The organism is Microbacterium helvum (assembly GCF_014779795.1).
Taxonomy (GTDB): domain Bacteria; phylum Actinomycetota; class Actinomycetes; order Actinomycetales; family Microbacteriaceae; genus Microbacterium; species Microbacterium helvum.
Map to the genome: position 1 here is coordinate 69,810 of NZ_JACXZS010000010.1, position 18,731 is coordinate 88,540.

Genomic DNA, 18,731 nt, shown 5'->3' on the forward strand with positions numbered 1-18,731 from the left:
GGTGGATGCCGCGGCATCCACCCCCTCGTCTGCCCGTGTCAGTCGCTCGCGAGCTTCGCGGCGAACTCCCTCTCGATATCGATGTAGTGATCGTCTGCGACGTCGTAGACCACCTCGTGGATCTCGCCGCCGGTGAAGGCGAACCGGTTGGGATAGGCGGTCGTCACGGTGTCGCCGGAGTCGTATCCGACGCTCAGGCCTTCGCCGGTCAGGGCGTAGCGGCCGAGCTGCGTGCGGATGTCGGCGGAATCCACCGCCTGGTCGTCCACGTAGAGCGTCAACGTGCCGAGGGCCTCGCCATGCTCGCCATGGCCCTTCTTCTCGAACCCGACGCCGACGACGTGGCGGCCCTCGGAGGGCGCGCCGGTGGTGACGCGCTGCTCGGGTGGGATGCCGAGGAAGTTGTACACGAACGACAGCTCGCCGTCCTTCACGTACAGGCTGTAGCCGCCGAAACGCGACCCCTGCGCGACGATGACACCCTCCGTATCGGAGGTGAAGTCGACGTCGGCGAGGATCTTGAACGACACCTGCTGCGTACGCGCGGCGAGCTGCTCCTGCACCTCGGTCGTGCCGGGGTAGTAGATGTAGCGGCCGTCGACGGGCACGGGCAGGTGGTACTCGAGCTTCACGAGCTCGGGGACGCTGAGGTCGTTCAGCGGGAGCACACCGTACTTGTGCGCCTCTTCGAGCCAGAGCGCGGTGAGCTCCTCGAGCTTCTCAGGATGCTCGGCGGCGAGGTCGTGCGCCTCTGAGCGGTCCTCGTCGACGTGGAACAGCTGCCAGCGGTCCTTGTCGAAGTTCCCGAGGCCGATGGGAATCGGCCCGTGTTCGGCGACGGCCTTCCACCCCTTGTGCCAGATACCTCGGGTGCCGGCGAGTTCGTAGTACTGGGTCTCCTTCTTCGTCGGCGCATCGCCGCTGTCGAAGGTGTAATTCATGGAGACACCGGGCATCGGTGTCTGCTCGACGCCGTCCACGACGGAAGGCGCCGTGACGCCGCAGGCCTCGAGGATCGTCGGCACGATGTCGGTGCAGTGGTGGTACTGATCGCGCACCTCGCCCTTCGCGGCGATGCCGGCCGGCCAGTGGATGATCAGCGGATCGGCCGAGCCACCCGCATACGAGTACCGCTTGAACATGCGGAACGGCGTCGAGAAGGCCACGGCCCACCCGGTCGGATAGTGGTTGTAGGCCTCGGGGCCGCCGAGCTTGTCGATCATCTCGAGGTTGTGCGCGACGTCGTCGGGGTAGCCGTTGAAGAAGAGGTTCTCGTTGACCGAGCCGCTGGGGCTTCCCTCACCCGAGGCGCCGTTGTCGGCCGCGTAGATGATGAGGGTGTTCTCGAGCTGTCCCGACTTCTCGAGATGGTCGATGACGCGGCCGACCTGGGCGTCGGTGTACTCGCTGTACCCCGCGAAGACCTCGGCCATGCGGCTGAACAGCCTCTTCTCTTCGTCGCTCAGCTCGGCCCAGGGTCGCACCGCGTCGCCGGGCGAGAACGTCCCCTCCGTCATCGGGTTGATCTCGGTGAGTTCGGTGCCCTCGGGCAGGATGCCGCGCTCGATCATGCGCGGCAGCACCCACTCGCGATAGGCCTCATAGCCGTCGTCGAAGACACCCTTGTACTTGTCGATGTACTCCTGAGGCGCGTGATGGGGGGCGTGGTTCGCGCCGGGGCAGAACCACAGGTACCAGGGCTTGTCGGGGTTTGACTGCTTGGTGTCGCGCAGCATCCGGATCGCCTGGTCGGCGAGGTCCTTCGACAGGTGGTAGCCGTCCTCGGGCATGTAGGGCTGATCGATGTAGTGGTTGTCGACGGCGAGGTCGGGGTACCACTGGTTCGTCTCGCCGCCGATGAACCCGTAGAACCGGTCGAACCCCTGACCGAGCGGCCACTCGCTCCGATCCGAGCCGCTGGAGAGGGCGTTGACCGGCACGTTGTGGTTCTTGCCCACCCAGTAGGTCGACCACCCCGCGTCGCGGAGGATGCGTGCGATCGACGCGTTCGACTTCGGGATGTGCCCGCTGTAGCCCGGGAAGCCGACCGCCGACTCGGAGATCGTCGCGAAACCGTTCTGGTGATGCGTGCGACCGGTGAGGAAGGTGGACCGCGTGGGCGAGCAGAGCGATGTCGTGTGCCACTGCGAGTACGTCAGACCGTTGTCGGCAAGGCGCTGAAGGGTCGGCATCTTGATCCGCCCGCCGTACGGCTCCCATGCCGCAAGGCCGGTGTCGTCGTAGAGGACGACGAGGACGTTCGGCGCATCCTTCGGCGCCTTCGTCAGCTCGTAGGCGCCCCAGTCAGGCGTCGAGTCGCGGATGTCGAGTTCGATCTTCCCCTGGAAATCGCGAGGCACAGGGCTCTCCTTCGTTCACGTGTCGAGGGCACCCGGAGCCCCCACCTCGGACCCTATTGGGGATGCCGGGACCGCGGGAGAGACTCACGGACGATTCACCGATCCGTCGCCGTGCGGCGTGGTCAGTGCGTGACGAACGCCTTCAGCAGGATGAGGATCACGCCGAACGACGCCGCGATGAGGGCGCCGAGCAGGCGCGCGGCGAACCTCGGCCGCCAGCGCCCGACCGCGATCCAGCCGAGCACCGCCAGCAGGATCGTGTTGACGATGAGCGCCGCCCAGTTGGCGACCACGTCGGGAATGACGTGAGAGGTGCCCAGGAACAGGATGACGACAGGCACGACGCTCGCCACGAGCAGCCCCGAGGACTCCCGGGCCGCGAATGCCAGACTCCCGGCGGGCGACGCCTTGCCGCGGGACTCGGCGAGGCGCGCCACGGCGCCGGCGTACACGTGCGCGGCGTAGAAGACCAGAACGGTGACGATGACCGTGACGAGCACTTCGAGCGACGCTCCTCTGCCGGCGACGACGATCATGCCCGAGACCAGGATGAGGCCGTAGATCGCCTCCTCCGTCATCAGGATCGGCAGCAGCGACGGGGAGGTGCCCGTCTCGTCGCCGAGATCCTCCTCGCTCATGAGGCCCCAGCCTGTCGCCGGTGCCGCGAGCGCCGCAGCAGCTTCTCGAGCTCGATGAACACCGGCACCAGCAGCGACAGGCCCAGGCAGATGAGCCACTCGTTCCCGGTCAGCGACGTCGTGCCGACGAGGCGCTGCAGGAAGCCGATCTCGACCGCCGCGACGGTCAGCGCCAGCGGGATCGCCAGCCACTTGACCGCGACCAGGATCGGCGCCGTCAGGCCCGACTCCGGGTCGCGACGCATCACCAGGCCGCCGAAGATCGAACCGAGCGCGGCGACCACGAAGGCCATCGTGACGGGCGCGTTCGGAGCGGTGGAGCTGAGCTGGTCGGGGTAGAGCAGCAGCGGGATGAGGGTCGTGATGAAGATGAGCCCGCCGTAGACGAACCACAGCACGACCGCCCCGCCGTTCGCGATGGTCTTCTTCGGGTCGCGCGGGGGCTTCTGCATGATGCCCTCGGGCGCAGGATCCAGCAGGATCACGATGACCGGGAAGATCGCGATGAAGAAGTTCAGGAACAGCACCATGATCGGCGTGAGCGGCACGCCGTGATTGATGTCGAAGAGGCTCGCGACGAGGAACAGCAGCACGAGCGAGAACAACTGCGACATCTGGAACCGCACGTAGCTGACGATCTTGTCGTAGATCGCCCGGCCGAGCCGCACCGCGGTGACGAGCGTGCCGAAGTTGTCGTCGACGAGGATCATCTTGCCGGCCTGCTTGGTGACGTCACTGCCGGAGCCCATTGCGACGCCGATGTCGGCCTGCTTGAGCGCCGCAGCGTCGTTCACGGCGTCACCCGTCATGGCGACGACGGCGCCGTCCTCCTGCATGAGGCGCGCGAGGCGCAGCTTGTCTTCGGGGGTGACGCGGCCGAAGACGTGCAGGTGCGGGAGCTTCGCCGTGAGCTCCTCGTCCGACATCGCCTGGATCTCGGCGCCGCTCGCCGCCCCATCGCCGAGCCCGAGCTGTGCGCCGATCGCCGCGGCGGTGATGGCGTGGTCGCCCGTGATCATGCGGACCTCGATGCCCGCCTCACGGGCGATCCGCACGGCCTCCTTCGACGACGGGCGCAGCGGGTCGATGATGCCGACGAGCCCTGCGAGGCTGAGGTCCTTCACCTCGGCCATGGGATCGGCGGGCGTCGGCGTACCGGGCGCGAAGCGCCGGACCGCGAACGCCAGCACGCGCAGGCCGCGCTCCGACAGCTCCCGGTTCGCGTCGAGGATCGCCTGCCGCTTCTCTTCGATGGGGGCGGCGCCGTCGACGGTGAGCACCGACGAGCAGCGCTCGAGCACGACGTCCGGACCGCCCTTGACGAGCTCGACGAGCTCCGTCCCGCCGCCGGCGGCGGGGCGCTCATGGAAGGTCGCCATGAACTTGTACGCCGAGTCGAACGGCACCTCCGCGGCCCGGGGGTACTCGACGCGGGTGAGGGCGGCATCCGCCCCCATCTTCGCGGCCAGCACGACGAGAGCGGCCTCGGTCGGATCGCCGATGACGTCGCCGTCGTCCGACACGGTCGCGTCGCTGCACAGGGTGAGCGCGAGGGCGAGCTGGGTGAAGTCGGGGACGGGCAGCCCCGCGGCGTGGCGGATGTCGCCCGTCTTCTCGTACCCGGTGCCGCTGACGGTGAACCACTCGCCGGCGTAGTACAGCGACTCCACCGTCATCTCGTTCATCGTGAGCGTGCCGGTCTTGTCGGAGTTGATGGCGCTGGTCGCCCCCAGCGTCTCGACGTCGGTGAGGTTCTTGACGACCGCCTTGTGCTCGGCGAGCTGCCGCGATCCGTACGAGAGCATGGCCTGCACGAACGACGGCATGCCGGTGGGGATCGCCGAGATCGCCATCGAGATGCCGAGCAGGATCACCGACGCGATCTCCTGCCCGCGCAGCAGTCCCGTGATGATGATGATCGCGACCGCGCCCCAGGCGATCCAGCCGAGCACGCCGGTCAGCGAGTCGAGCTCGCGCTGCAGGGGCGACTTCGACGGTTTCACGGCCGACAGCATCGAGGCGATCTGGCCCATCTGGGTGCCCATCCCCGTCGCCACCACGACGGCCGTGGCGGTGCCGCGCGTCACCTGCGTGTTCTGGAACACCATGTTCGCCCGATCGCCGAGGGTCGTCTCGGGGTCGGCGATGACGGCGGCGTCCTTCGCGATCGGCGCGCTCTCACCCGTGAGCGCCGCCTCCTGCGTCTCCAGCGTCGCCGAGCGGATGATGCGGCCGTCCGCCGGCACGATGTCGCCGGCTTCGAGCGTGATGATGTCGCCCGGGACGAGCGAGGTCGCATCGACCTGCACGAGCGCGCCGTCGCGGATGACCTTGGCCTTCGGGATCTGCATCTTCGCGAGGGCGTCGACGGACGCCTTCGCCTTCATCTCCTGCCGCGTGCCGAGGAACACGTTGAGGATCACGAGGGCGCCGACGAGGATGCCGACACTCACCTGGTTGATGAACAGACTGATGATCGCGACCGCGACGAGCATCACGTTCATCGGGTCGGCGAGCTGTCTGAGCGACACCTGCCACACCGACGGCGCGGGCTCGGCGGCGATCGCGTTCGGCCCGTGCTCGGCGAGCCTTCGCTCTGCCTCCGCGCTCGTCAGGCCGGCGTCCCGGTCGGTGGCGACGCTCGCGACGACGGCGTCCGCGTCCTGGGCGAACCAGGGCGTGTCGGTGGATCCTCCGGTGGCGGTGGTCATGTGTCCGACGCTACCGAGGGGGTGTTCACCCCTCGGGGGTGATCTTGAGGTCCTGCCGGGGCACCACGATCTCACGGATGATGAGCAGGATGGATGCCGTCACAGGCAAGGCCACGAGCACCCCGATGACCCCGCCCAGTGCGCCGCCGACCATCGCCGCGATGAGCACCAGGGCAGCCGGGATCGAGATGGCGCGGTTCATGATCCGCGGGCTCAGCACGTACGACTCGACCTGGATGTAGACGAGGTAGCAGATCAGGAAGATGAGCGCCTGCATCGGACTGGAGAAGAGCGCCACCGCCGTGCCGATCACGAGGAAGATGACCGAGCCGAACAGCGGGATGAGCGTGATGACGAACGCGATCACGGCCATCAGCGCCGCGAACGGCAGGCCGATGAGCAGGTGCAGCACGAACACGGTGCCCGCGTTCAGTGCCGAGAGCGTCACCGACCCCAGCAGGGCGCTGCCCACCGACGCGGTGATGCGCTCGGTGAGCTCCTGCAGCTTCGGGCGGCTGTGCGCCGGGGCGAGCAGGTAGAACGCCTGCTTCGTCGCGTCGAGCGATGCGAGGAAGTACAGGGTCAGGGCGACGACGACGAAGCTCGCCGAGATCGCGGCGACGAACCCGACGCCGGCCGCGACGATCCCGACGCCGATCGCCGCGTGCGTCGACGGGCTCGCGATCCAGTCGGCCAGTCCCTGCACCACGCCCGCGATGGCCGCCTGCATGTCGGGCGGCAGGGCTGCGAACCACGGCGTCTGATCGACCTCTTCGAGCGCCTCGGGAATCGCCTTGATGAATTCGCCGATCTGCGCGAGAAGCGGCGGCAGCACGAACACCAGGAACAGCACGAACAGCACCGCGAAGCAGCCGAACACGATGAGGATCGCCAGCGGCCGCTTGACCCGCTTGCGCTCGAGCAGCCGCACGATGGGGTCGAGACCGAGCGCGAGGAACATCGCGAGCACGATGTACAGCAGGATCGTGCCGATCGACATGAACGCGCTGCCGAGCAGGATCGCCCCGAGCACGCCGATCGTCGCGAGGAACCCCGACACCAGCGGGCGCTGGAACAGCGCCTCGACCGCCAGCGGCCCGCGTCGGCGCCGCGCCGCCGGCAGCGGCGCGACCGCCGTCTCGACCGCAGGCGCGACCTCGGCGCCATCCGTCGTGTCGCTCATGCCGCCATTCCTCCGGGGGTGTCGTCCTTGCGTCCCGCGACGCCGAGGAACCGGATGAAGACCGCGATCCAGCCGAAGATCAGCGCGAAGACGATGATCTCGAACGCGGTCAGCGAGAAGTACCCGACGATGAACAGCACGACCGAGGCGACCGTGGCCGCCAGGAACGCCGACGATGCGACGAAGTAGGCGCGCGGCATCCCGTTCAGATTCCGGTACCCGGCGATCAGCAGCACCAGGTAGGCGACCGCCATGCCCGAGGCCGACAGGTTGTGCACCCACAGGTTCACATCGACCGGGCAGATCCCGACGAACGCCAGCATGATGCCCATGACCACGAACGCCGTGCTCACGAAGCGGGCGACACCGCGATGCACGAGCGTCCCGGCCTCGACGAGGGCGCCGAGGTCCCGCGAGATGTGCACCGCGAACGTCGTGACGAGCAGGCCGCCCGCGATGAGGGTGCCGTTGAAGATCCAGCTCGACAGGTCGTCGAACGTGCCCAGCTGGCTGAAGTGCACCGTCCACCACTCCGGATCTGGCGTGGTGATCGTCGCCGTCAGCGTGCCGATCGCGATGAAGGCCATGAGCAGCGTCGACAGGCGCTGGGTCGTGATGCTCGACGACGACAGATAGACGAAGTACGCCGAGAGCCCGAGCGTCACCGCCATCAGCACGACCGCCCAGAACGTCACGACCGGCAGCCCGATGAAGCCGAGCGCCAGCAGCCGGTAGAGGCCGTAGGTGGCGAGGAACGCCAGGGCGACGTGCACGACGACGACCGAGATCGTGTTGACCGTGAACAGCCACGCCGGCAGGTCGCGCCGCCACCGCTGCTCGGGCTGGGCCCGCGACCGCCAGTAGCCCGCGGTCGACACCACCGCCGCGACCACGGCGGCACCGATCGCCGCCCACAGCGCGAACGGGTCGTCGCCGGCGAGCGACAGGGCCGCGGTGAACTGCGCGAGAACGAACCCGTACACGCCGCCGACGATCTGGGCACCGAACGACAGGTAGAGCGCCTCGCGTTCGGTGCGAGGAGTCTGCTCCGGCGTCGCCCCGGCCGGGGCGACGGCAGGTGTGGTCCGGGTCATGGCGTCAGTCTGTACCGAGGACCGTCACCCCAGGGGGGTGATTCCCGCAGCGCCGCGGCATGGTTCGCTGTGCGTCATGAGCAGCGGGCAAGACACGGGTCGCTTCAACGCGCGACTGGCCATCCTCATGGCGATGGCGATGTTCGTCCTCGTCGTCGACACGTCGCTGATGAACGTGTCGATCTCGGCGGTGGTCAAGGACCTCGGGGCGACGGCGAGCGGCGTGCAGGGGGCGATCGCGCTCGAAGCGCTGGTGTCGGCCGCCTTCATCCTCATCGGCGGCAAGACCGGCGACCTCATCGGCCGCAAGCTCGCCTACACGCTCGGGCTCCTCGGCTACGCGATCGGCGCCGTCGCGATGACGCTCGCGACGAGCCTCACCGCCGTCATCATCTTCTGGGCGATCATCGGCGGTCTCGGGGCATCCCTCCTCCTCCCCTCGATGCAGTCGCTCATCCACGGCAACTTCGAGGGCGCGCACCGCACCCGCGTGTATGCGACGGTCGGGGCGGCCGCCGCGATCGCCGCCGCCGTCGGGCCGCTGCTGGGCGGCGCGATCACCACCTTCCTGTCGTGGCGGGTCGGGTTCCTGCTCGAGGCCCTGACGATCGCGGTCGTGCTCATCGGCGTGCGGCTCGTGAAGGACGTGCCGTACACCGGCGACCGATCGGTCGACGTCGTCGGCTCGCTGCTGTCGGTCGTCGGCATGGGCGGCGTCGTGCTCGGCATCCTGCTGTGGCAGGAGGGGGCGGCGTACGTCGGCGCGACGATCCTGCTCGGACTCGTCGCGCTCGTCGGTCTCGGGTTCTGGCTGGTCCGTCGCAAGCGGCGCGGCAAGCCGACGCTGCTGGATCCGGCCCTGTTCAGCTCGAAGCCGTTCCGCACCGGCGCGACGGGGCAGCTGCTGCAGCAGATCACGCTCGGCGGCACGATGATCGTGCTGCCGCTGTACCTGCAGATGGTGCTGGAGTACAACGCCTTCCTGGCCGGCCTGTCGATCGCCCCTCTCTCGCTCAGCATGTTCGCGATCGCGCTGCTGGCCGGCCGGGGCATCAAGCGCCGCCCGGCGACCATCATCCTGTTCGGGTTCCTGCTGGCCGTGATCGGCCTGGTGGTGCTGGTGCCGCTGGTGCCGATCGCGACCAGCGGGTGGTACCTGGCGATCCCGCTGATCGTCGTCGGCTCGGGCCTGGGCATGCTGGTCTCGCAACTGAACAACTACACGCTCTCGCCGATCGCCGAGGAACGGGTGAGCGAGGCGGCGGGGGTCAACTCGGCGGCCGGCTCGTTCGGCCTGTCGTTCGGGCTCGCCTTCGCCGGCGCGATCCTGCTCGCCGCTCTGGCCAGCAGCTTCACCGCGCTCGCCGACCAGAGCACGGTGCTCACCGCCGACGAGAAGACCCACGTCTCGGCGGTGCTCGAAGAGGACGCCGAACTCATGTCGAACACCGGGCTCGAAGAGATGCTCGCCGACGAGCCGCCCGAGACCTCGGCCGAGATCGTCCGCATCAACAGCGAGGCGGGCCCGATCGCCCTGCAGATCGCCCTGTTCGTGCCGATCCTCGCCGCCGCCGCCGGCGCCCTCAATGCCCTGCGGATGCGCCGGCTCCCCGATCCCGCCCCGTCGAGCGGCGTCGACAGCGTGATCGGCGGCTGACGCCTGAGACAGGTGGATGCCGGCGGCCGCGCCCGTCGGCATCCACCTGCTCTACGCTGCCGCGCTCACGCGCGTGCCGACCTCGCGACCTCTTCGATGAACGCGACCTGCGCGGCGATCATGCGCGCGATCTCGGCCGGATCCACCGACTCGTCGGAGGCGTGGATGCGGGCCTTCGCGGTGTCTTCGGCGCCCCACAGCACGATCGCCGCGTCGGGGGCGATCTTCTGGAGCGAGGCCACGAGCGGGATCGACGCGCCGCTGCCGATCGATTCGACCTCGGCGCCGTACGCCGCCTTGAGGGCATCCTTGGCCGCCACGATCGCGGGATGCGTCTCATCGACCGCGAACGCGTGACCGGTCTTGACCTTCGCGACCTCGACCTCGCAGTTCCACGGGCGCTGGGCGCGCAGGTGCGCCATGAGCGCCTCGAGTTGGGCATCGGCGTCCGAGCCGGGAACGATGCGCATCGAGAGCTTCGCGGTCACCTCGGGCAGCAGCACATTGGACGCCTCGGCGGTGCTCGGCAGGTCCATGCCCAGCACCGTCACGGAGGGCTTCGCCCAGATGCGGTCCGACAGCGACCCGGTGCCGAGGTAGTCGACGCCGGGCAGGATCGCCGAGCCGTCGCGGTAGACCTCTTCCTCCATCGCGGCGCCTTTCCACGTCGACGTGTCGACGCCGGGGATGACCGTGTCGCCCGCCTCGTCGTGCAGCGAGTCGAGGATGCGGATCATCGCCGTCATGGCGTCGGGTGCCGCTCCGCCGAAGAGACCGGAGTGCACGGGGAACGCGAGCGTGCGCACCGTCACCGTGCAGGCCACGTCTCCGCGCAGAGCGGTCGTCAGCCCCGGCCGCCCGACGACCTGCCCGCCGATGTCGGCGATGACGAAGGCGTCGGCGGCGAACCGTTCGGGATTCGCCTCGACGAAGTCCTCCAGGTGCGAGATCGTCTCCTCCTCGCCCTCGACGAGCAGCTTGATGCGGCACGGCCGGTCTTCGCCGAGCAGACGCAGCGTGGCGTAATGGATCACGAGCCCCGACTTGTCGTCGGCGGCGCCGCGTCCGTAGATGCGCCCGTCCTCGCCGTCGGCCGGCTCGAACGGGTCGGCGATCGACCACCGCTGGCTCGCGGGCGCAGGCTGGACGTCGTAGTGCGCGTACAGCAGCACCGTCGGCGATCCTTCGGGCCCCGGCAGGTCGGCGTAGACGCACGGGTACCCTCCCGGGACGTCGAGCAGGGCGACGTCGGTGGCACCGGCCGCCTGGAACAGCTCGACGACCGCCTCGCCCATGCGGTGCACGGGCTCGGGGTCGAACCCCGGGAACGCCACGGACGGGATCCTCACCAGCGCGCGCAGGCGTTCCAGCACCTCCGGCATCAGCTGCTCGACCTCGGTTGCGCGATCAGACATGGTTCCTCTTCCTGTCGGACTGTCGGTCGTTCTCGGTGGGCGCGTCTCGGTTCCGTCAGGAGGGCACGACCAGCTGGATCAGCAGGCCCGAGGCGACGACCGCGACCCACGACACCAGCATCGGGATCGTGAACGAGTGCCAGACGGGGATCTGCGTCAGCTTGGTCGAGCCGGTGGCATCCGTCTCGACCGAGGCGATCTGCGAACCGTTCGCGGGGAACAGCCACACGCCGATGAGCGAGGGCCACATCGCCGTGATCACCCCGGGTGCGAGGCCCGCGGCGAGCGCGATGGGGATGAGCGTGTTCGTGGTGGCCGACTGGCTCGTGGTGAGGCCGGCGACGACGAACAGCGCCACCGCGAGCAGCAGCGGGTTCGCGACGATCATCTGGCCGAGCGGCTCGATGATGGTCTCTTCGTTGGCCGCGATGAAGGTGTCGGCCATCCACGCGATGCCGAACAGGGCGACGGCGGCCACGTATCCGGCCTTCAGCAGGGGCTGCTCGACCACCTGGCTGGGCTTCACCCGTCGCACCAGGATGATCACGAGAGCCGCGGTGAACATCACCATCTCGATCACGGTGGACATGCCGATTGGGACGAGCTCACCGTCCGCGTTCGGGAAGGCCGGCCGCAGGCTGGGGAAGAGCCCCAGCACCACCACCAGCAGCGTGCCCGCGATGAAGATGAGCGCGGCCGTCTGCCCGCCCGGCGGCACCGGGTGCTCGATGAAGGTGGATGCCGTCGCGCCGGCGGTCTTCGTGCGGCCTGTGCCGGCGGCATCCGAGCCCCCGCCTTCGGCGGTCCCCGCCATCTTGGCGTCGTACCGTGCGCGCAGGGCGGGCGACAGCTCCACGCGGCCGTCCGCGACGCGCCCCAGGAACTCCGGATCGTCGAGCAGATCCTTGCCGAGGCGCTGCTGCACGAACGACGTCGCGATGCACGCGACGATCGCCGACGGGATCGTGATGAGGAGGATCTGCGGCAGCTCGTACCCGGTGCCCGCCATCAGCACCAGGTACGCGGCCATGGCGGCCGACACCGGGCTGGCGGTGATGCCGAGGCCCGAGGTCACCGTCGAGGCGGCGAGCGCCCGCTCGGGCCGCTGCCCGTTGCGGTACGCGGTCTCGTAGATCACCGGGATCAGTGCGAAGAAGATGTTGGACGTGCCCGAGAGCACAGTGAACACGAACGCCACGAGCGGCGCGACGTAGGTGAGACGGCGCGGATTGCGCTGGATGATCTTCGACGCGATCGACACCAGGTAGTCGATGCCGCCGGCCGCCTGCATGGCCGAGGACGCGGTGATGACCGCGATGATGATGAAGAAGGCGTCGACGGGCGGTGATCCGGGTTCGAGCCGGAAGACGAACACCAGGATCGTGGTGCCGACGACGCCCCACAGGCCGAGGCCGAGGCCGCCGGTGCGGACGCCGAGCATGATGGCGCCGAGCACCACGCAGGCCTGCAGGATGATCAGGACGGTTTCCATGTCGCTCCTCTGCCACTGCGCGGCGACGACGCCGCATCATCGATGATGGCCCGGGACCGTGGTCCCGGGCCATCATCGAGCTAGTCCTGGATCGCCAATTCGCGGCCGTGCGCCGTGAGCGCGTAGATCACGAGGATGTCCACGGCGATGATCGCCAGCGCCCAGAAGGGCTGGGTCGGGATCAGCATCAGCTGCCCGATGGCGCTCAGCGCGGCGAGGATGATCGCGACGACCCGCGCCCAGGTCTGCCCCGCCAGCAGGGCGATGCCCGTCAGGATCAGCAGCACCCCGATGATGAGGTTCCACCACCCCCACCCCTGCACGTCGAAGAGGAAGAGGGAGCCGTCGACGACGGCGAAGTAGGCGTCGGGTCCGACGATGGCGACGAGTCCCTGAAGCCCGCCGAAGACCCCGCTGATCAGCAGGATCACCCCGGCGAAGACGCCCCAGCCCGCCCATCCGGTACGGCCGCTCGCTGTGCTGCTCATTGCGTTCTCCTGTTCTCTCATGCCCCGCACTCGCACGCTATGGTCGTGCGCCGGGTGTCACGTCACCCGGTGAGGGTGAGAATCCTCGTCGGCGATCGGGTTCACCGAGATCACGGCGATGTGCAGTCCGTCGAACATCGCGAGCAGCCCGATCAGCCGGGCCTGATCGGGCACCCGGCCGATCACGTGCGTGCGGCCGTCGTCGTCGGTCGTCACGGCGAAGCCCTCCAGCGCGGTGACGACCAGGTCGGGGCTCAGCGGTCCGCCGACCACGATCTCGACCGTCTGGTCGTGCATCGCGAACCCCCTTCGAGACGACGTGCCCGGTGCGTTCTGCTCGCCGCAGGCGCCAACTCTCCCGCACCCCTCTCGCCGCCACGTCACCCCTGTGGGATGATTTGGCCACCGCGCGCCCCCTCAGGGGAAGGGATGCCAGTGGTCGAACCTCGCAGGACACCGCCGCACGCTGTGGACCGCCCTGCGCTGCGGCGACAGCTCGATGCGGCCCTCTTCTCGCCGCTGGCGCTCGTGGTGGCGCCGGCCGGGGCGGGCAAGACGGTGCTCATCACGCAGTGGACGCAGAGCCGACCGCAGCTCGCCGTCGCGTGGTTCGACCTGGCGTCGGCCGATCGCGCCGTCGGTGCGTTCGCGCGTCGCCTGTGCGCGGGGATCGCCGCGGTCGCGCCGCGCTTCTCACCGCCGGAGCCGCCCGCCGTCACCGCCAGGGCGCGGCTCGGCGAGCCGTTCCTGGTCGACCTGGCCGAGCGGCTCGCCGATGCCGGCGAGCTCGTCCTGGTGTTCGACGACCTCGACCATCTGGCGAAGACGGCGGTGCTGACCGACCTGTGGCGGCTCATCGACCTGCTGCCCCCGAACGCCCACGCCGTCTTCTCATCGCGCGTGGACCTGAACCTCGGCTGGAGCCGGCACCGCCTGGAGCACGACCTCGTCGAGATCCGCCAGCGCGAGCTGGCGTTCGACGACGAGACCACCGGCAAGGTGCTGTCGGCCATCGCGGGCCGAGAGATCGCGCCCGCCACCGCGGCGGCGGTCACCGCGCAGACCGAGGGATGGGCGGCAGGAGTGCAGCTCACGGCCCTGCGGCTGCGGTTCGCCGACGACCCCGACCGCGTGGTCGACGAGCTCACCGACACCGACCAGCTGGTCATGAACTATCTCCGGGTCGAGGTGCTGGACGGGCTCAGGCCGGAGCGGCGCAACGCACTCATGAGGCTGGCGGTGCTCGACGAGGTGTCGGCAGGACTTGCCGAGGCCGTCGCCGCGGTCGCCGGCGGCGACGACTTCCTCACCCGACTCGAACGCGACTCGCTCTTCCTCGTGCGTGTGCCGGGGCGCCCCGGCTGGTTCCGCTTCCACCGCCTGTTCCGCGACCTGCTCATCTACCGGCTCCGCGCGACGCGCGCGGCCGATGAGGATGAAGCACTCGAGGCTGCAGCGGACTGGTTCCTCGCCGGGGGCGACGTCGACACGGCGGTCGAGTACCTTCTGCGCGCCCGGCGCTGGGCCCGCGCGATGGACGTGATCCTGCGCATCGGACCCGACCCGTACGAGGATGTGCGCATTGCCAAGATCATCCAGTGGCTCTCGCTCGTGCCCCCGGATGTCCGTGCGTCACGACCGGATGCGGAGCTGCTGCTCGCGATCGCGAACACGATGGGCGGCCACGCCATCTCGGCCGTCGATGCCCTCCAGCGTCTCGTCGCCGACCGAGGTCTCAGTGTCGGCCGGCGCCAGATCGCACTCGCCTACCTCGGCGCGGAAGTGCAGTTCAGCTCCCACCCCGAGGTGTTCGTCGGGATCGCCGACGAGGCGGTCGCGCTGCTGACGGCACATCCCGCGACGGAACCGCCCGACCTGATGGGCCTGACGTCGCGTCCGCTGCTGGAGCTGATCAGCCGGGTGTCGGCGGGCCGTGCCCGGCTGATGCTGGGACGGATCGACGAGGCGCGCGAGCAGTTCGCGGCCGCGCTCTCGCCGGCGGCGTTCGCCCACGCCCGGCACCGCGTTCACGCGCTCGGTGCGCTGGCGCTCGCGGAAGCGCTGTCCGGCCTACTGGGCGACGCCTCCGATCATGCGAACGAGGCGCTCGACCTCGCCCGCGAGGTGGGCCCGCACGGCCACCCCGCACCGGCCGACGCGCATCTCGCGCGTGCTCTCGTGTGCATCCAGCGCGGTGAGGCGGGGGCGGGCGCAGCCTCGCTCGCCGTCGCGGTCTCGGCCGCGGCATCCGACAACCGGACGCAACTGCTCTGGCTCGCGCACGCCGCCTCACAGGTCATCCATCCGCACGTCCAGCCCGACAGCGTCCATGCCGTCGGTCCGCCTCCGCCCCTCGTGCGTCAGACGCTCACTTCGCTGGCGCTGCGCGATGCCCGCATGAGGGGCCAGCCCGCCGCCCCGGTCCCGCAGGCCGGGGAGTGGTCGGCGGTCGCGTTCGAGGAGGTCGCGGGCCTCGTGGCCGCGGGGCGCGCGCCGCTGGCCCGTGAGCGCCTCGCCGAGCTGCGCGCCCGCGGTGTGCAGCCCCATCCGATCGCGCCGATCGAGGTCGACGCGCTCACCGCGTGGCTGTGCCTGGCCGAAGGACACCGCATGGCCGCGAGGGAGCACCTCGAGTCCGCACTGCAGCACGCGCAGGACGACCGCCTGTCGCGCCCGTTCCTGCGGGTCGGGCCCGCCCTGCTCGAACTGCTCGACGAGGTGCCGACCGGGCGCAGCGAGTTCGGCAGGGCGATCGCAGAGCGGTTGCGCAGCCAGGGATCGCCGCGCAGCGAGCGCCTCGTCGACGACCTGACGCCGCGCGAGCTCGAGCTGATCGGCTACCTGCCCACCCGCTACACGATCGCCGACATCGCCGAACGGTGCTTCCTGTCGACGAACACGATCAAGACCCACCTCGCCCACATCTACCGCAAGCTCGGCGTGGCCTCGCGGGATGCCGCGATCGAGCGCGCGACCGAGCTCGGACTGTTCGAGACGAGCGAAGACAGCCGCGTCGTCTGACGCGGGTGATGCGCGGCGGCTCCCGCAGGGCCACCATGAGCGCATGAGCACGATGTCGGATGCCGGCTGGGTCGGGCCGGTGAGCACCCAGGAACACGTCGAACGCGGACGGGAGGCCCGTCGGTTCACCCCGCGTCGATCGCTGTCCCGGCTCTCGACGACGGGCCGCGACCCGATGGCCATCCTCGCCGAGCAGAACAGCACGCGGGTCGCCGAACTCGTGCCGCTGCGCACCGAACGCATGTCGGCGAACCCGTTCGCGTTCTATCGCGCCACCGCCGCGCTGCAGGCCGCGGACCTCGCCCGCGATCCGCACAGCGGCATCCTCGTGGCGTCGTGCGGCGACGCACACGTCGCCAACTTCGGCTTCTACGCCTCACCGCAGCGCACGCTGGTGTTCGATCTGAACGACTTCGACGAGGCCGCGTGGGCGCCGTGGGAGTGGGATCTCAAGCGGCTCATCTCGAGCGTCGTGATCGCCGGGCAGGCGACCTCACGAGATGAGTCGGTGGTGGATGCCGCGTGCCGTGCGGCCGTGCTGGCCTATGCCCGCACCATCCGCACGACGGTGGAGTCCTCGCCACTGGAGCGGTTCTACCTGCACTCCGACGTGGATGCCGCGCTCTCGACGATGGACAAGCAGTCAGGCCGGGCGATGCGCGCCGCGATCCGCGAGGCGCAGAAGCGCACCGGCGACAAGGCCGCCCGCAAGCTGACGGTGCTCGATGAGTCGGGACGCCGCCAGTTCGTCGAACAGCCGCCGACCATGACCCACGTGTCGTCGGAATTCGCGGCACTTCTGCAGGACTACATCGAGGAGTACCTCGCCAGCGCCGATCTGAGCGTGCGCATGCTGCTGCAGAACTACACCTTCGCCGACATCGCGCGCCGGGTGGTCGGCGTCGGCAGCGTCGGCACCCGCTGCTGGGTGATGGCGTTCCAGGACGGCGACGCCCGCGCACTGCTGCTGCAGGTCAAAGAGGCGGGCCGCAGCGTGCTCGCCCAGTACGGCGGCATCGAGCAGCCGGCGCGAGCGGAGCGATTCATCGCCCGCGTCGGGCAGGGCGGTCGTGTCGTGGGCCTGCAGAAGACCCTGCAGGCGTTCTCGGACCCGTTCCTCGGTCACGCCAAAGGACCCGAGGGCCGAGACTTCTACGTGCGCCAGTTCCGCGACATGAAGGGGGGCATCACCGCCGAGACGCTCGAGGACGTGCCGTTCTCGACCTATGCCCAGGTGTGCGCGATCATCCTGGCCCGCGCCCACGCGCAGTCGCAGACGGCGGCGCAGGTGGCCGGCTACATCGGCAACGGGCGCGTCGCGGCCGAGGCGATCCTGGAATGGGCCCGCTCCTACGCCGCGGTGTCGAAGGGCGACTACGACACGTTCGTCGCGGCGAACTGACGCCTCGGACCGCCGCACCAACCCCGCTAGAGTCGCCACCATGAGCGACTCCCTGCCGTCGTGGCGCGACACCGCCACCCGCACCGCCATCCTCGACTTCGTCGCCGCCGTGACCGACGAGAACGGTCCGGACTACGTCGAACCGCAAGCGCGGGTCGCCGTGTTCGACAACGACGGGACGCTGTGGACCGAGAAGCCGATGCCCACGCAGCTGCACTACCTGCTGGAGCAGTGGAAGGCCGCGGCCGCCGCAGATCCGTCGCTCGCCGACACGCAGCCGTACAAGGCGGCCGCGGGCGGTGACATGTCGTGGCTCGGCGCGGCCATCGACAAGCACTACGCCGGTGACGACGCCGACCTCGGTCTGCTGATCGCCGCCGTCGCGAGCGCCTCCGGGGGTGTCAGCGTCGACGAGTACGCGGCATCCGTCGCCGACTTCTATCGCGACGCGCGCCACCTCACGCTCGGCACGCCGTACGCGCAGGTCGTCTACCAGCCGATGGTCGAGCTCATCCGGTTCCTCGAATCGAACGGCTTCACGACGTACATCGTGTCGGGCGGCGAGCGCGACTTCATGCGCCCGATGACCGAGGCGAACTACGGCATCCCCGCCGAGCGGGTGGTCGGCACCGGCATGGGCCTGACGTACGACGCCGACGCGAACGTCGTGCGCTATGCGCCGAAGCTCGCGTTCTTCGACGACGGCCCCGAGAAGCCGGTGCGCATCTGGATGCGCACCGGGCGCCGCCCGATCCTCGCAGCCGGCAACTCGAACGGCGACCTGCCGATGCTGCGCTTCGCGCAGGGCAGTCCGCGCAGCCTCGCGCTGCTCGTGCACCACGACGACGACACCGGCCGCGGCGACGCGCCGTACGACAAGGGGGCCGAGCAGGCGCTCGCCGCCGACGGCGTGACGGTCGTCAGCGTCCGCGACGACTGGTCGCAGGTCTTCCCGACCGCCTGACCGGAGAGTGGATGCCGGCGGCCCGCCTCGTCCGCCGGCCCGGTCTCCGGCCGTCGCAGCTGCGGCGGCGTGGCCTCGCGGCCACGGTCGCGGTCGCTACACAGTCGCGGTCGCGGTCGCGGTCGCTGCACAGTCGCGGTCGCGGTCGCGGTCGCGGTCGCGGTCGCGGCACAGTCGCGGTCGCGGTCGCGCTGTCGAAATCGGCAACCGCTGTCGTTCTCGCCTCGCCCAGATTGCTCGCGCTGCCGAAATCGGCAACCGCGCCTGTTTGTTTCATGCGCGGATGCCGATTTCGACAGCGCGAAG

General features: G+C 69.6%; 13 protein-coding genes. 4 read left to right on the top strand and 9 right to left on the bottom strand.

Annotation, left to right across the window (positions count from 1 at the left end):
• Positions 1-38: 38 nt before the first annotated feature.
• From IF188_RS14915 to IF188_RS14935, 5 genes are all read right to left on the bottom strand, one after another.
• Positions 39-2,360: an arylsulfatase gene (locus tag IF188_RS14915; RefSeq protein ID WP_191172596.1), complete on the bottom strand. Its 2,322-nt coding sequence runs from the start codon at positions 2,358-2,360 to the stop codon at positions 39-41.
• A 122-nt stretch (positions 2,361-2,482) separates the two neighbouring features.
• A complete protein-coding gene (locus IF188_RS14920; protein WP_018173441.1) occupies positions 2,483-2,998 on the bottom strand; it encodes a hypothetical protein in 516 nt (171 codons plus the stop codon).
• A complete protein-coding gene (locus IF188_RS14925) occupies positions 2,995-5,709 on the bottom strand; it encodes a cation-translocating P-type ATPase (RefSeq protein ID WP_191172597.1) in 2,715 nt (904 codons plus the stop codon). Before IF188_RS14925 ends, IF188_RS14920 begins: the two co-directional genes overlap by 4 nt.
• A 25-nt stretch (positions 5,710-5,734) precedes the next feature.
• Positions 5,735-6,892 carry an AI-2E family transporter gene (locus IF188_RS14930; RefSeq protein ID WP_191172598.1) on the bottom strand — a complete coding sequence of 386 codons (1,158 nt, stop codon included), beginning with the start codon at positions 6,890-6,892 and terminating at the stop codon, positions 5,735-5,737.
• Positions 6,889-7,986 carry a hypothetical protein gene (locus IF188_RS14935; protein WP_191172599.1) on the bottom strand — a complete coding sequence of 366 codons (1,098 nt, stop codon included), beginning with the start codon at positions 7,984-7,986 and terminating at the stop codon, positions 6,889-6,891. The genes IF188_RS14930 and IF188_RS14935 overlap by 4 nt, the downstream gene beginning before the upstream one ends.
• A 76-nt stretch (positions 7,987-8,062) precedes the next feature.
• Between IF188_RS14935 and IF188_RS14940 the strand changes: the two genes are divergently transcribed.
• Positions 8,063-9,643, top strand: coding sequence for an MFS transporter (locus IF188_RS14940; RefSeq protein WP_191172600.1), 1,581 nt, complete (start codon positions 8,063-8,065; stop codon positions 9,641-9,643).
• Between the two features lie 65 nt (positions 9,644-9,708).
• Here IF188_RS14940 and IF188_RS14945 read toward each other — a convergent pair whose 3' ends face one another.
• From IF188_RS14945 to IF188_RS14960, 4 genes are all read right to left on the bottom strand, one after another.
• On the bottom strand, positions 9,709-11,058 hold the full coding sequence (locus tag IF188_RS14945; protein WP_191172601.1) for a M20/M25/M40 family metallo-hydrolase: 1,350 nt from the start codon (positions 11,056-11,058) through the stop codon (positions 9,709-9,711).
• A 55-nt stretch (positions 11,059-11,113) separates the two neighbouring features.
• Positions 11,114-12,550 carry an anaerobic C4-dicarboxylate transporter gene (locus IF188_RS14950; protein WP_191172602.1) on the bottom strand — a complete coding sequence of 479 codons (1,437 nt, stop codon included), beginning with the start codon at positions 12,548-12,550 and terminating at the stop codon, positions 11,114-11,116.
• 80 nt (positions 12,551-12,630) lie between these two features.
• Complete coding sequence (locus IF188_RS14955; RefSeq protein ID WP_191172603.1) at positions 12,631-13,038, bottom strand: DUF7144 family membrane protein; 408 nt, start codon at positions 13,036-13,038, stop codon at positions 12,631-12,633.
• Between the two features lie 57 nt (positions 13,039-13,095).
• Complete coding sequence (locus IF188_RS14960; RefSeq protein ID WP_191172604.1) at positions 13,096-13,335, bottom strand: hypothetical protein; 240 nt, start codon at positions 13,333-13,335, stop codon at positions 13,096-13,098.
• A gap of 171 nt (positions 13,336-13,506) precedes the next feature.
• Between IF188_RS14960 and IF188_RS20605 the strand changes: the two genes are divergently transcribed.
• The 3 genes from IF188_RS20605 to IF188_RS14975 are packed head-to-tail and all read left to right on the top strand — an operon-like array spanning position 13,507 to position 18,425.
• Entirely contained in the window at positions 13,507-16,059 is a 2,553-nt protein-coding gene (locus IF188_RS20605) for a LuxR C-terminal-related transcriptional regulator (protein WP_191172605.1), read from the top strand.
• A 43-nt stretch (positions 16,060-16,102) separates the two neighbouring features.
• Entirely contained in the window at positions 16,103-17,461 is a 1,359-nt protein-coding gene (locus tag IF188_RS14970) for a DUF2252 domain-containing protein (RefSeq protein ID WP_191172606.1), read from the top strand.
• Between the two features lie 40 nt (positions 17,462-17,501).
• Positions 17,502-18,425 carry an HAD family hydrolase gene (locus tag IF188_RS14975; protein ID WP_191172607.1) on the top strand — a complete coding sequence of 308 codons (924 nt, stop codon included), beginning with the start codon at positions 17,502-17,504 and terminating at the stop codon, positions 18,423-18,425.
• The last annotated feature ends 306 nt before the right edge of the window (positions 18,426-18,731 follow it).

Coding starts and splice junctions, on each gene's coding strand:
- IF188_RS14920 (WP_018173441.1), bottom strand. CDS start 2,998: ATGAGCGAGGAGGATCTCGGCGACGAGACGGGCACCTCCCCGTCGCTG.
- IF188_RS14925 (WP_191172597.1), bottom strand. CDS start 5,709: ATGACCACCGCCACCGGAGGATCCACCGACACGCCCTGGTTCGCCCAG.
- IF188_RS14930 (WP_191172598.1), bottom strand. CDS start 6,892: ATGAGCGACACGACGGATGGCGCCGAGGTCGCGCCTGCGGTCGAGACG.
- IF188_RS14935 (WP_191172599.1), bottom strand. CDS start 7,986: ATGACCCGGACCACACCTGCCGTCGCCCCGGCCGGGGCGACGCCGGAG.
- IF188_RS14940 (WP_191172600.1), top strand. CDS start 8,063: ATGAGCAGCGGGCAAGACACGGGTCGCTTCAACGCGCGACTGGCCATC.
- IF188_RS14945 (WP_191172601.1), bottom strand. CDS start 11,058: ATGTCTGATCGCGCAACCGAGGTCGAGCAGCTGATGCCGGAGGTGCTG.
- IF188_RS14950 (WP_191172602.1), bottom strand. CDS start 12,550: ATGGAAACCGTCCTGATCATCCTGCAGGCCTGCGTGGTGCTCGGCGCC.
- IF188_RS14955 (WP_191172603.1), bottom strand. CDS start 13,038: ATGAGCAGCACAGCGAGCGGCCGTACCGGATGGGCGGGCTGGGGCGTC.
- IF188_RS14960 (WP_191172604.1), bottom strand. CDS start 13,335: ATGCACGACCAGACGGTCGAGATCGTGGTCGGCGGACCGCTGAGCCCC.
- IF188_RS14970 (WP_191172606.1), top strand. CDS start 16,103: ATGAGCACGATGTCGGATGCCGGCTGGGTCGGGCCGGTGAGCACCCAG.
- IF188_RS14975 (WP_191172607.1), top strand. CDS start 17,502: ATGAGCGACTCCCTGCCGTCGTGGCGCGACACCGCCACCCGCACCGCC.